The sequence below is a fragment of the Microlunatus soli genome (assembly GCF_900105385.1).
Taxonomy (GTDB): domain Bacteria; phylum Actinomycetota; class Actinomycetes; order Propionibacteriales; family Propionibacteriaceae; genus Microlunatus; species Microlunatus soli.
The window spans coordinates 3,058,406-3,070,566 of record NZ_LT629772.1 but is presented as its reverse complement, the minus strand read 5'-3'; the positions used below and the strand labels follow the sequence as shown (position 1 = coordinate 3,070,566).

Annotated in this window: 12 protein-coding genes; 3 read left to right on the top strand and 9 right to left on the bottom strand. The window is 68.0% G+C overall.

The features are described 5' to 3' along the window. Window positions 1-4 precede the first annotated feature (4 nt). From BLU38_RS14095 to BLU38_RS14085, 3 genes are all read left to right on the top strand, one after another. Entirely contained in the window at window positions 5-1,024 is a 1,020-nt protein-coding gene (locus BLU38_RS14095; protein ID WP_091525744.1) for a D-alanine--D-alanine ligase family protein, read from the top strand. A 62-nt stretch (window positions 1,025-1,086) separates the two neighbouring features. Then, window positions 1,087-1,923, top strand: a complete 837-nt coding sequence (locus BLU38_RS14090; protein WP_091525742.1) for an SURF1 family protein — start codon at window positions 1,087-1,089, stop codon at window positions 1,921-1,923. A 10-nt stretch (window positions 1,924-1,933) separates the two neighbouring features. Beyond that, window positions 1,934-2,287 carry a DUF3817 domain-containing protein gene (locus tag BLU38_RS14085; protein ID WP_091525740.1) on the top strand — a complete coding sequence of 118 codons (354 nt, stop codon included), beginning with the start codon at window positions 1,934-1,936 and terminating at the stop codon, window positions 2,285-2,287. Window positions 2,288-3,257: 970 nt separating this feature from the next. Here BLU38_RS14085 and BLU38_RS14080 read toward each other — a convergent pair. The 9 genes from BLU38_RS14080 to rpmH form a co-directional block, all read right to left on the bottom strand. Further along, a complete protein-coding gene (locus tag BLU38_RS14080) occupies window positions 3,258-4,283 on the bottom strand; it encodes a ParB/RepB/Spo0J family partition protein (RefSeq protein ID WP_091525738.1) in 1,026 nt (341 codons plus the stop codon). Then, window positions 4,280-5,080: a ParA family protein gene (locus tag BLU38_RS14075; protein WP_157683454.1), complete on the bottom strand. Its 801-nt coding sequence runs from the start codon at window positions 5,078-5,080 to the stop codon at window positions 4,280-4,282. The genes BLU38_RS14080 and BLU38_RS14075 overlap by 4 nt, the downstream gene beginning before the upstream one ends. 2,232 nt (window positions 5,081-7,312) lie before the next feature. Further along, entirely contained in the window at window positions 7,313-7,891 is a 579-nt protein-coding gene (locus BLU38_RS14070) for a TetR family transcriptional regulator (protein ID WP_091525737.1), read from the bottom strand. A 645-nt stretch (window positions 7,892-8,536) separates the two neighbouring features. Next, complete coding sequence (rsmG, locus tag BLU38_RS14065; protein WP_091525735.1) at window positions 8,537-9,145, bottom strand: 16S rRNA (guanine(527)-N(7))-methyltransferase RsmG; 609 nt, start codon at window positions 9,143-9,145, stop codon at window positions 8,537-8,539. Window positions 9,146-9,173: 28 nt separating this feature from the next. After that, a complete protein-coding gene (locus tag BLU38_RS14060) occupies window positions 9,174-9,785 on the bottom strand; it encodes a Jag family protein (RefSeq protein ID WP_172836295.1) in 612 nt (203 codons plus the stop codon). A gap of 207 nt (window positions 9,786-9,992) precedes the next feature. Next, complete coding sequence (gene yidC, locus BLU38_RS14055; protein WP_231920339.1) at window positions 9,993-11,078, bottom strand: membrane protein insertase YidC; 1,086 nt, start codon at window positions 11,076-11,078, stop codon at window positions 9,993-9,995. After that, the gene (gene yidD / locus BLU38_RS14050; RefSeq protein ID WP_091525733.1) at window positions 11,075-11,401 is read right to left on the bottom strand and encodes a membrane protein insertion efficiency factor YidD; all 327 of its coding nucleotides are present in this window, start codon (window positions 11,399-11,401) and stop codon (window positions 11,075-11,077) included. Before yidD ends, yidC begins: the two co-directional genes overlap by 4 nt. Continuing rightward, the gene (gene rnpA, locus BLU38_RS14045; RefSeq protein ID WP_269458179.1) at window positions 11,398-11,781 is read right to left on the bottom strand and encodes a ribonuclease P protein component; all 384 of its coding nucleotides are present in this window, start codon (window positions 11,779-11,781) and stop codon (window positions 11,398-11,400) included. The genes yidD and rnpA overlap by 4 nt, the downstream gene beginning before the upstream one ends. A 104-nt stretch (window positions 11,782-11,885) precedes the next feature. Next, window positions 11,886-12,023, bottom strand: coding sequence for a 50S ribosomal protein L34 (rpmH, locus tag BLU38_RS14040; RefSeq protein WP_091525729.1), 138 nt, complete (start codon window positions 12,021-12,023; stop codon window positions 11,886-11,888). Window positions 12,024-12,161 lie beyond the last annotated feature (138 nt).

The window sequence follows — 12,161 nt, the reverse complement described above, 5'->3', positions numbered from 1 at the left end:
ACTGATGAACGGTCCGTCCAGCGTCGTCGTGCTGGCCGGTGGGCTGTCCCACGAACGGGAGGTCTCGCTCCGCTCCGGACGTCGGGTGGCCCAGGCGTTGCGCGGCCAGGGTCTGGACGTTATCGAGACCGACGCGGACTCCACCCTGGTCGATCAGCTGGAGCGGGCCGGCGAGGTGGTCGTGTTCCCGTTGCTGCACGGCGAGGCCGGTGAGGACGGCTCACTGCGCGAGGTGTTGTCGCTGCTCGACGTGCCCTTCGTCGGCGCCGTTGCGTCGGCGTCCCGGATGACGTTCGACAAGTCGATCGCGACCCGGGTGATCGCCGACGCCGGCGTGCCGACACCGGCACAGATCGCGTTGCCGCACGAGACGTTCCGCGAGCTCGGTGCCGCCAGCCTGGTCCGTGCGCTGGGTGATCAACTGGGCTTCCCGATGATGGTCAAGCCGGCCAAGGGCGGCTCGGCCCTGGGCTGTACGAAGGTGACGTCGGCCGAACAGCTGCCGGCGGCGATGGTTGCCGCCTATGCCTACGGTCAGGTCGCGGTGGTGGAGAGCTTCGTGGACGGCACCGAGATCACCGTCGCCGTGATCGACCGCGGATCCGGACCTGAGGCGCTGCCCGCTGTGCAGATCCAGCCGGAGTCCGGGATCTACGACTACGCCGCCCGCTACACCGCGGGTCGGACCCGCTTCATCTGCCCGGCCCAGCTGCCCGACGAGGTCGCCGACCGTGCCGCCGACACGGCGCTGACGGTCCACCGGCTGCTCGGGCTCGCCGACCTGTCCCGTACCGACCTGATCGTCGCTGCCGACGGCCGCCCGTACTTTCTGGAGGCCAATGTCGCTCCCGGGATGACCGAGACCTCGGCCCTCCCGCTGGCCGTCGAGGCGGCCGGATGGGACCTGGGAACGATCAGCGCCGACCTGGTCCGCAACGCCTGGGAACGCGGCGTGCGGACCTCCGTCGGGTCTCGCCCCGGGAGCGCGTCCGGTGCTTCGGTCGGGAACCGTCACGACCGCTGAGCCGGCCCTGCCTGCCGGCCGCGGGTCGGGGGCCTTGAGGTGCCTGGTTTGATGGGTGCGTCATGACCGTGCTGAAGCAGATCGCCGTGGTGTTGCTCGGCCTCGTGTTGGCCGGGGTGATGGTGAGCCTCGGCGTCTGGCAGCTCAGTGTCTACAACGCCCAGGGCCGGGAAGAAGCACAACGCCGGGCGGCCGAGCCCGCGGTCACGCTGGAAGACGTAGCCCGGCCCGGCCAGGAGGTCGGCGACGCCTACGGGCGCACGGTCCGCTTCACCGGCCACTACGACACCGACTTCCAAACCTTCATCGCGATCCCCGATCGACCCGGTTACTATCGGGTGCTGACCGCCTTTCGGCTGACCCAGGGCGGGGCGGTCCCGGTTGTCCGCGGGATCGTGTCCGGCAAGACGGCGCCGCCCCCACCGTCGAAGCGCCTGACTCAGACCGGAGTACTACTGCCACCCGAGGGCACCGATCGAGCGGCCGCGCCGAGCGCCGAGCCGAGCACGGTGGCACTGGCCGCGCTCGCCCAGCAATGGGAGCTGCAACTGGTCAACGGCTACGCGACCTTGGACGCCGGTGAGGCTCGCGCCCAATCGTTGGAGCCGGCCGCCGCCGCGTTGCCGACCTCGCACGGTCGGCTGCGGAACGGCTTCTATGCGCTGCAATGGTGGGTGTTCGCCGCGTTCGCCGTGGTGATGGCCGTCCGCATGGCACGTGATCTCGGCCGCAACGTCACCGACGACCACCTCACCGATGACCGCTCCGCCGGTGACGACGACGAGGTCCGCGACGACGACGGCGACCGGACCGACGGCGAGTCCGAGTCGGCGTCCGAGACCGCCGGCCGTACGGCCGGGGGCAATCCCGATGCTGGCGCGATGCCGTCTCCGACATAGAGTAGTAGTCATGCGTGGTGCGCTGGTCCGGTATCGGGTGATGGCCTACATCGTCGGGGTCCTGCTGATCATCCTGATGTGTATCGGGGTGCCGCTGGATCGCTTCGCCCATGACGACCGTCTGGTCAGTGTCGCCGGCGTGGCCCACGGCTGGCTCTACATGATCCTGATCATCACCGCAGTCGACCTGGGCCGCCGGGTGCGCTGGCCGTGGTGGCGGATCATCGTGATCGCCCTGGCCGGCACGGTCCCGTTCGTCACGTTCGTCGCCGAGCACTTCGCCACCAAGGACGCCCGGCTTCGGATCGCCGACTTCGAGAATGAGGCCGGGGACGACCTTCCGGCGGGCCAACCGGAATCCTGAGCTCAGCCGTTCCACGTGGAACGGTGCCGTCCGGTGGGACGCGTCCGGTTCTGCAGGGGCCGATCTGCTCGGGCCGGCGAAACGCGGGAGTCCCAGAGCCTCCCCTGCACCGAACGTCAGGATGTCCGGATCGCTGATCCGCGCATTGCGGCCGCCAGATCATCCCCGGGTCGGACCGAGCCGTCCACCCGCTTCGAACCCGGCCCGATCGCCATCTTTGCGGCGCTGTCGGCCACGGGCACGCACGCTCCGCCGGCTGACCGAGAGAGTTGCGGCGAACCACCCGGTTGGCATCAACCGTCTCGGTCAAGTCCCGCGGCCGGCACAGCGGGCTTGCCCGCAACACCTGCCCGAATCCCCGTCGCTCGACACGGATCGGGTTCACCGCTGTCCCGCCGATGATGATCACGCCCGGTGGTCGTCGACCGACTTTTCAGCATCAGCGAGGTGACTGACACCGGCCGTGGTCGGTCGTGATTGGTCAATCGGGCCCGGCCGGCGAGACGTCAATCCTCGGCCAAGCACAACGACACGACCTGCGCCTGCTGCCGGCCGGCACGCGGCGCACATGCCACTGAAGGCAACCTGATGGATGCACGGCCCGGCCGAGCGTCGACCTGCCTACGGGTGTTCGCTCCAGCCGGTCGCCCGGAGGGTGGTGCTTCTCGGACCCAGCGAACGGCGTCCAGGTGCGTGCTGTGGCGCATCGGAGGAGGCGCTTGCCGGGCCACGTGATCCGAGGCCGATGCGGCGCACGGTGTGCCGGGGCCTCGCGCAGTAGCCCCTGCAACACCACGCTGCGGGCCAACTCGCCCGCGTCGACTCGCTCACCAACCACCGAGGAATCGCCCCTGGATCGCGTCGGATGGTGAGATCCGACCCGGCCGACCTACACCTATCCCCTCGCAAATAAGCCTTTAAAACAACGAATCAGTTTGTCGACAAATGGCTTAACTGGTTCATAGCTTGATCACCTTGGACGGATCAGATCGACGATCCGCTCCATGTCCTCTTCGGTCGCGAAATCGATGGTGATCTTGCCGCGAGATCGACCGAGGTCGACCCGGACCCGGGTCTCCAGCTGATCGGACAGCTGATCAGCGATCTCCGTGGCTCGTGGCGACGGTGTCCGTCGGGCCTTCGCTCGCCGGCCCTGCTGGTCGTCGGCACTGCCCTCGCCCAGCGTCACCAGCTCCTCGACCGCCCGCACTGACAGCCCCTCGGCGACAACCCGTTGCGCGAGTCGCTCCTGGCCGGCCTGGTCCTCGACCATCAGCAAAGCGCGGGCGTGCCCTGCACTCAGGACACCGGCAGCAACCCGGCGCTGAACGGTCGGCGGTAGCCGGAGCAACCGGATGGTGTTCGAGATCTGCGGCCGGGAACGCTTGATACGCTGCGCCAACTCCTCTTGCGAGCAACCGAAGTCCTCCAGCATCTGCTGGTACGCAGCTGCTTCCTCCAACGGATTCAGCTGGCTGCGGTGCAGATTCTCGAGCAGCGCGTCGCGCAACAGGTCGGCTTCTTCGGTCCGCCGCACGATGGCGGGGATGGTGTCCAGCTTCGCTGCTTGCGAGGCCCGCCACCGCCGCTCGCCCATGACCAGCTCGTAGCCGGCCGCGGCGTCGTCCTCGGGGCCGTCGACGGGGCGTACGACGATCGGCTGCAGCAGCCCGACCTCGGTGATCGAGTCGACCAGCTCGTTCAGCTCGTCCTCGTCGAAGACGGTCCTCGGTTGCCGCGGATTGGGCCGGATACTCGCGATCGGCAACTCCGCGAAGTACGCCCCCTCCGGCACCTGATACTCCGTAGTGACACTCGACGGCTCGGCGGCCGGCGAGCGCCCGTCCTGCGACGGGCCGGCGTCGGGCGAACCTCCGGCGGGTGCTCCGCTACCCGTGGTCGTCTCGGCATCGGACGGATCGTCGGGCCGTGGTTCGGAGCGCTGGATGAGTTGACTCAACCCGCGGCCGAGGCCTCGAGGTGCGGTGTTGCTCATGAGCTCTCCTTCACGCCGCGGCGGGCGATCTCGTGGGCGGCTTCGAGATAGGACACGGCGCCGGCCGATTCGGGATGGTAAGTGAGGACGGTCTGCCCGTAACTGGGCGCCTCAGAGATGCGGACCGAGCGGGGGATCACCGTCGGCAGCGTCTGCTCGGAGAAGTATGCCCGGACCTCGTCCGCGACCTGGGCCGCCAGCCGGGTGCGGGCGTCGTACATGGTCAGCAGAACGGTGCTGAGCACCAACTCGTCGTTGAGTTCGGCCATCACGAGATCGACCGTGTTCATCAGTTGGGAGACGCCCTCGAGCGCGTAGTACTCACACTGGATCGGGATCAGCACCTCGCGCGCGGCGACCAGCGCGTTCAGGGTGAGCAGCCCGAGGGACGGCGGGCAGTCGATCAGCACGTAGTCCACGGGATTCTCATCCACGTACTTCTTCAGAGCGCGCTTGAGCCGATTCTCTCGGGCGACGACGGAGACGAGTTCGATCTCGGCGCCGGCGAGGTCGACGGTTGCGGGTAACACGTGCAGGTTCGGCGCCTCCGGCGAGTCGACCACGTAGTCGGAAATCGGGTCGCCATCGATCAGGACCTCGTAGGTCCCCTTGGTGCCGGAGGCGTGGTCGACACCGAGAGCTGTCGAAGCATTTCCCTGCGGGTCGAGATCGACGACCAGGACAGACAGTCCACCCAGGGCCAGGGCAGCTGCGAGGTTGACCGAGGTCGTCGTCTTGCCGACGCCGCCCTTCTGATTGGCGATCACCAAGGTCCGGGTGGACGTCGGCGCCGGCATCTTCGGCACCGTCGGCGTTTCACGTGAAACCGAATCCTCCGGCCCGGCGTCGAGGTCCCGGTCTGCATTCTCGCCCTCGGCAACGTCGGTCCGAACCTCCGTGGTCGTGCCGGCTGTCACGGCTGCGGACTCGACGACTCCAGGCGTATCGCCATCTCCCGCACGTGATGACTCGGGATTGCCGGGTACCCGTTCCGTGGCCGGGGCGTCAGCAACGGAATCGTCCGTTGTCTCCGCCCGCACATCGGCAGCTGCGGTGGCGGTGACCGACGCCTGGGTCGCATCAATGTCGTCGGAAGCGGAGCGCGGCTCCTCCGAGCCTCCGGCCGATGGCATCGTCTCGCCGTCCGCCAACCTGCCGTCCTCGGCCCCGTCCTGGTCGTTGTCGACGTCGTTGTCGCCGGGAGCGGTGGTGGGCGACGTCGAGGCGTCGGAGTCAGCGGCGGATCCGCGCGGAGAGTCCTCTCCATCCTGATAGGTCCGTCCCCCTGCGGCTTGCCCTGCCTCGGCGCCATCGGGATCTATGCGGGTTGTTCCGGCGCGCCCTGCAGCGTCCTCCTCAGGGTTCGCGACTGAAACCGCCCCGGCATCCGATGAATCCACCGATCCGATCGCCGTAACCGCACGGTCGGCCTTTGTATCCACGTCGTCGAGATTCGGTGCCACGTCGGCAGGGGGAGCTACCTCGTCAGGACTCTCTGGTGCCGCGGCCCGATCCGTTGCCGCCTCGGAAGGCGTTGCCGAGTCGGACGCAGCTGTCGCGCCCACGGGCGCCGTCGCCCCGCCGGTCGGAGTCGTTGACGGACCGCCCGCAGCGGTTGCGTCGTCGGCCGAAGTCGTGAGCGCCTCATCGGGTCCATCCACCGCCTGGCCCGGTTCCGACGGAGTGCCGTCGGTGTTCGCTCCCGCTGCCGCGGGAGCCGTTGCTGCGCCGTCGGATTCTGGCTGCGGCGGTTCTGCGATATCGGAACTCGGGGGTTCCTCGAGAGCAGCGCGACGCGGGGCGATCGGCAGGTCGTCGCTGGGCTTGTCTGCCTGATCATCCGGATCTGCGGAACTGATGACCTCCGAGGAGTTCCCGTCGGCTGGGTCTGCAAAATGCCGAGGTCGCGGGGGCGCGATCGGTTCGCCCGCGCTGCTCGCCACATCCTTGGCACCGCCGCCGTCGACGCCCTCCTGTGCGGCCGTCACCGTCCGGACTTCCTCATCGGGCGCCCGTTCGACCGGTGTCGGTGGAGTCGAGGCCGACGGCTTGGATGCGGCAGTCGGACTGCCAGCGCCCGGCACGGCCCCCTGCTGAGCCGGCGGTGCCGATTCGACCTTCGACTCGTTGTTCGGTCCGCCCTGATCGCGCCGCGGCTCGGCGGGTGTCGAATCAGCCTTGGCAGTCTGCAGCGAGGGACCTTCCGCCACGGACGAGCGCGCCGTCGACGGATCCGGTGCCTCATCGGCTGTCGCGGATGCGGTGCCGGCCGACGCTCCAGATACCGGTCGCCCGGGCATAGGCAATCCGGCCGGCGACCCCTGCTTTGCTGCTTCGCCTGAGGGTTCCGGATTCAGCGTCGAAGCATCGGTTGGATCGCCGTCGCCGGGCATGTCAGCTGCGCCATCGGACTGATGACCGCCGTCCGACTCCCCGTTCGTATCCGGATCGGTGGATCCGGCGTCCCGGTCACTGTCAGAGCCGGCCGGTTCCGTTGAACTCTCGGTGCGTGTTGCCGGGCCGGCGGCCGCAGGCTTCGCCGGTGGCTCGGACCGCTGCTCAGCAGCGGAATCGGCCGCCGACGGGCCGGCACTTTCGGTTGCCGTTTCACGTGGAACATCGTCGCTCGGCGACTCGGACGACCCTTGCGTTTCACGTGAAACACGGGGCCATCCGAGTAGCCTGCCGATCCGTGGCAGCTTCGGCCATCCCAAGCCTGTCCCCTTTGAAGAAGGAGATCCCGGAGAACTCGTCGCCATCAATCCTCGCTCGTCAGCCGCCCGACCGGCGGGTACGAGGTAACGCTACAAGACACCACTGACGACCCGGCGGGGGCGCTCCCAAGCACCCCGACATCTCCATCAGGGCAGGTACCTCAGGCCCCCAACCAAGCCTTCTCCTTGTCGGAGTCGGACCGCAACCACGGTGAGATCGTCCGTACCGGTCGTACTCCGCCCGCCTCGGCGACCGCCCCCGCTCTCCTTCTCCGAGTCACGAGTTCGTTGCGCAAGCCACCGAGAATCTGAGGTTCAATGCGGGGGAACCATCAAGGCCGCCACCGCTCGGACGATCATGTCGCGCTGCCGTTTCGCGCTCCGCGTCTCGTGCGCCGTCGGATCGTCGGCCGGCGGAGCCGTCGACCACAGCGTCGATAGGTGGACGACCAGCGCCGACAGTTCTTCCGCACTGAATCGTCCGGAAGTCAGACCGCCGTCCTGCGCACGAGCGATGCTGCCCGCCATCCCAGCGTGGGCTGTGATGATTGCGCCGAGCAGGCCACAGTCATCGGGCCCACGCTCGAGCCGCTGCCACATCGCCAGGCGCTGGACCCAGGGCCTCTCCCGGTACCAATCGTGCAATCGGCCCGCGTACTGGGGGAGATCCTCGGGTTCGGTCGGCAGATCGTCGACGCCCTCAGCGATCACCGTCGCGATCACGGCATCGAAGAGCGCCTTCTTGCTGCCGAAGTAGTGGTAGATCTGAGCCTTGCTCGCGCGCGCTGCCGCGGCAATGCGATCCACCCGGGCGCCTGCGACGCCGTAGTGCGAGAACTCATCCCGTGCGGCCAGCAGCAGCCGGCGCCGCGTGGCTTCGGCATCGCGCTCCATCGAAGCAAGGTATCAACCAACCAGTTAGTCCGTCAGATCGGGTCGACCGCCGGACGGCGAAGCAGAGGTCGGGTCGGCGAGGGCGCGATGGCGAGGGCGCGATCTCGGGCGATCCCCGAGAGGCGACTGCCATGGCGCACCCGCGGTCCAGCAGAGCATGCGCCCTCGGATCTGGCCGCCCACCGGCCCGGACACGACGGCGCTCGGTCGCCCGTGATGCGCGGTGATCCGTCGGCCTCGGCCGAGCACACCGCCCGGCCGAACTGGTCGTCGATGGTCACCGGCAGCGCTCCGGGCTCGGCCGTGCCGGACTGGGTCGGGGCGTCGACGGCGGGTGCCGTGAGTCATCGACACGCTCCCGAAGCGATGCGCGAGAGGATCTCAGCCCACCGGAGATCAACCGGACGAGTACCAACCCGGCTGAGGCCGCCCGCACTTGATGATCATGAAAATCCCGCTCGTCACAGGATCATGATCAACTATGACGATTCCCTTACTGGCAAGGGATTCTGAGTGATTTCATGATCATCATCAGCGTGCAACCATGACGGGCCCTTGCCGCCTGGGTCCTGTACATCGTGGCCGGCTGCGGCGATCGACGAGCGGGTCGGGGTCGCCGGCGAACGCCGGCCGATCGCAGACGGTTCAGTGTTTGCCGCGGACGCGGACGACCTGGGTCGGTTCGGCCTCCGGGTGGGCGCGGACCACGACCACCTCGGCAGTCCGGCGGCTCTTGGCCAACACGGTCGCCGACTGGTCGATCTCGCTCTCGGCGGTGCTGCCCTTCAGGGCCAGCAACTCGCCGTCCGGTCGCAACAGCGGCAGACACCAGGTCAGCAGCCGGGGGAGTGGGGCGACCGCGCGGGCGGTGACGACGTCGTACCGTCCGTCGTGGTCCTCGGCCCGAGCCCGGGTGACAGTGACCCGATCGCCGAGCCCGAGTTCGTCGACCGCACCGACCAAGAAGTTGTAGCGCCGCAGCAGCGGCTCCAGCAGGGTCACCTGCAGGTCCGGGCGCCGGATCGCCAACGGGATCCCCGGCAGACCGGCACCACTACCGACGTCGATCACGGTGCTGCCGGCGGCGATCAGGTCGGTCATCGCCACCGAGTTGAGAACGTGGCGGTCCCAGAGTCGATCGGCCTCCCGCGGACCGATCAGGCCCCACGCGATACCTCGATCTCTCAATATGTCGACATATTGAGAGATCGCCTCAAAGTCATCGAAGACCTTGCGTCCGATCGCCTCGCTCATCCCACCCGACCTCGTGGCTGGCTTCGGTTCAGCGGGCCGGCAGGATGACGACCCGGCGCTGGGGTTCTTCACCTTCGGATTCGCTGGTCAGGCCGGCACCGGCCACGACATCGTGCACGATCTTCCGCTCGAACGGGTTCATCGGCTTCAACCGCACCGACTCGCCACTGGACTTGACCTCCTCGACAGCGTCGCCGGCCAGTTCCGTCAGTGCCTTGCGGCGCCGTTCACGGAAGCCGCCGACGTCCAGCATCAGCCGGCTCCGGGTGCCCGTCTCGGTGATCACGGCGAGCCGGGACAGTTCCTGCAGCGCCTCCAGGACCTCACCGTCGGCACCCACCAACACGTCGGATTCGGTGATCACCGACACGTGGGCACGGCCGTTCTCGACATAGGTGTCGATGTCGCCGTCCAGGTCGGCGATGTCCAGCAACTCCTCCAGGTAGTCCGCTGCCACCTCGCCCTCGACCTCGAGCGGGTTGTCCGACTCCTCGTCATCGGAATCGTCATCGTCGTCGGACTCCTCGTCATCGGAATCCTCGTCCCGCTCCGAGTCCGACTCCGCAGCGTCGTCGTCGGCGCTGTCGGCCACGGTCGCAGTGTCGGCTGCGGTCTCGTCGGACTCGGTGGCCTGATCCACCTCGGCCGGTACGGTCGGCTCCTCGTTCGGGGTGTCGATCACGGTGGTGTCGTCTGTGCCGTCGACCACGGCTTCCTCCTGTCATGGGGTACCGGTGAGAACCGGTGACCTGTGTGCTCTGCCGTTCACGACCGGCGGTCGTGAACGGCGGGTTCATGGGGTTGATGCCTCGGCGTGAGCCGTTCCGGCTCCGCACACCGAGGGTGATCAGCTCTTCCGTTGGGATCTGGTCTGCCGCTTCGGCTGCTGACGTTGCGGCCGAGCCGGTTGACCGCCCGGGGTGCTGCCGTTGCCGGACGCACCGTCCGCGGAGCTGCCGTTGGTCGTGCTCTGCGCACCGGCGGCCGAGGGGGCGGGCCGGCGGCTGTTCGGCACGGTCAACGGGTCGGCGGGGTCATGGCCCTTCGCCTTCTGCTTGGCCTCCCAGATCTCGTAGGCCTCAGTCCCCGGCGCGGGGTTGCGCTTGATCACGTAGTACTGCTGACCCATCGTCCACAGCTGCGAGGTGAGCCAGTAGAACAGCACGCCGATCGGGATGTTCACACCCATCACCACGAAGATCAGCGGGAACAGGTACAGCATCGTCTTCTGCTGCTGTGCCATCGGCCCTTCGAGGGCGTCCTTCGGCATGTTCTTCCGGGTCAGCTGGAGCTGGGTGTAGAACATGGTCGCGGTCATCAGGATGATCATCACCGCGGCGACGACCTGCACGCTGCTGAAGTCGTTGATCGGCCAGAACTTCTCGGCCAGGCGGGCGGCGAAGACCGTCGACTGATTCAGCGAGTCCAGCAGTTGCGGCGACTTCTCCAGCCAGTAACCGTGTGCGGTCGGTCGGCCGGTCTCGGGATTGATCCGGGACGCACCGTCCAGCACCCGATAGAGCGCGATGAAGACGGGGGACTGCAGCAGCAGCGGCAGACAGGACGCCATCGGGTTGGCGTTCTCCTCCCGATACAGCTTCATCGTCTCCTGGCCCAGACGCTGCTGGTCGTGGCCGTACTTCTTCCGCAGCGCCTGGATCTTGGGCTGCAGCAGTTGCATCTTGCGGGAGGAGTGGATCTGCCGAACGAACAGCGGGATCAGGATGATCCGGATGACGATGGTCAGGCAGATGATGGACAGTGCCCAGGTCCAGCCGGAGTCGGCGCCGAGCACCGGTGCCCACAGCGTGTGGAACAGCACCAACAGGCCCGAGACCGCCCAGTAGAGCGGGGTCATGATGGTGTTGAAGAAGTCACCCAGGGCCGACCAGACGCTCAGCGGGGCCAGCAGCGGGACAAGGGTCTCGATCAATTCACTGTCTCCTTGTGCGCCCGGTGGGCGACATCCAGCTTGTCGTCGTGGTGGTGATGGTGGTCCGGCCGGCTGACGCGCTGCGCGCGTTCGCGGTCATGTTCGGGATCGGTGCCGGGGACCGGGTCGTACCCCCCGCGCGCCCAAGGGTGGCAGCTCAGCAGCCGCTTGGTCGCCAACCAGCTGCCGCGCGCGGCGCCATGGGTCTGTACCGCCTGCAGGGCGTAGGCAGAGCAGCTCGGGTAGTAGCGGCAGACGTTGCCGTACAGCGGGCTGATCACCACCCGGTACGCCTTCAGCAGCGCGATCAGTACGTGTTTCATGACCTGGTCCGTCCGTGGGACCGGGCCGCCGCGGCCCGGTTGTCGTATCCAGGCTGCCACTGCCGCACCAATTTGGCCCAGGCGAAGTCCAGGTCGGACGGTACCCGGGCGGGTCGTGCGGCCGCGGGCGGCAACGCGCGGACCACCAACCGGGCGCCCGAAGGAGCCGACTCCAGGCGGTCGCGGACCAGATGACGCAGCCGCCGTTTGACCCTGTTCCGGGTCACTGCCGAGCCGACCGATTTGGCCACCACGAACCCGACGAGCGGGCCGTCCGAGGCCTCCTCGTCGCGCCATCCGTGCACGACGACGGTCGCGGTGCCGACTCGGGCACCGCGTCGTACGGTGTGAGTGAAGTCGTCGCCGGAGCGCATCCTCACCGATCTCGGTAACACCGCAGCTCACCGCCCGGCCGTGTCACGGTGCCACGTCAGTCTCGGCAGAAGGGGACGATCACGGTGATCGGGGGTCGGTCCGCAGGCAATCAGGCCGACAGGCGCGCGCGGCCCTTGCGGCGGCGGGCGGTCAGCACGGCGCGACCCGCACGGGTCCGCATCCGGTGACGGAAACCATGGGTACGGCTGCGACGCCGGTTGCTCGGCTGGAAAGTGCGCTTGCTCACGGGTGTACTCCGACAGTTGTTCGGGTGGATCTGGACTGACGCCCGACAAGACAGGCGCGACACGTCTGCATCACTGCCGGTCCCGGACCGGCCGATCGACCGTCCGAAAGCATCCAGCAGTGACCGGTCTACGGTACG

What these genes read in the sequence shown, in the direction of transcription:
- BLU38_RS14070 (WP_091525737.1), bottom strand. Translation starts at nt 7,891, where the DNA reads ATGGAGCGCGATGCCGAAGCCACGCGGCGCCGGCTGCTGCTGGCCGCA.
- BLU38_RS14095 (WP_091525744.1), top strand. Translation starts at nt 5, where the DNA reads ATGAACGGTCCGTCCAGCGTCGTCGTGCTGGCCGGTGGGCTGTCCCAC.
- BLU38_RS14090 (WP_091525742.1), top strand. Translation starts at nt 1,087, where the DNA reads ATGACCGTGCTGAAGCAGATCGCCGTGGTGTTGCTCGGCCTCGTGTTG.
- BLU38_RS14080 (WP_091525738.1), bottom strand. Translation starts at nt 4,283, where the DNA reads ATGAGCAACACCGCACCTCGAGGCCTCGGCCGCGGGTTGAGTCAACTC.
- BLU38_RS14085 (WP_091525740.1), top strand. Translation starts at nt 1,934, where the DNA reads ATGCGTGGTGCGCTGGTCCGGTATCGGGTGATGGCCTACATCGTCGGG.
- yidD (WP_091525733.1), bottom strand. Translation starts at nt 11,401, where the DNA reads ATGAAACACGTACTGATCGCGCTGCTGAAGGCGTACCGGGTGGTGATC.
- rsmG (WP_091525735.1), bottom strand. Translation starts at nt 9,145, where the DNA reads ATGAGCGAGGCGATCGGACGCAAGGTCTTCGATGACTTTGAGGCGATC.
- BLU38_RS14075 (WP_157683454.1), bottom strand. Translation starts at nt 5,080, where the DNA reads ATGCCGGCGCCGACGTCCACCCGGACCTTGGTGATCGCCAATCAGAAG.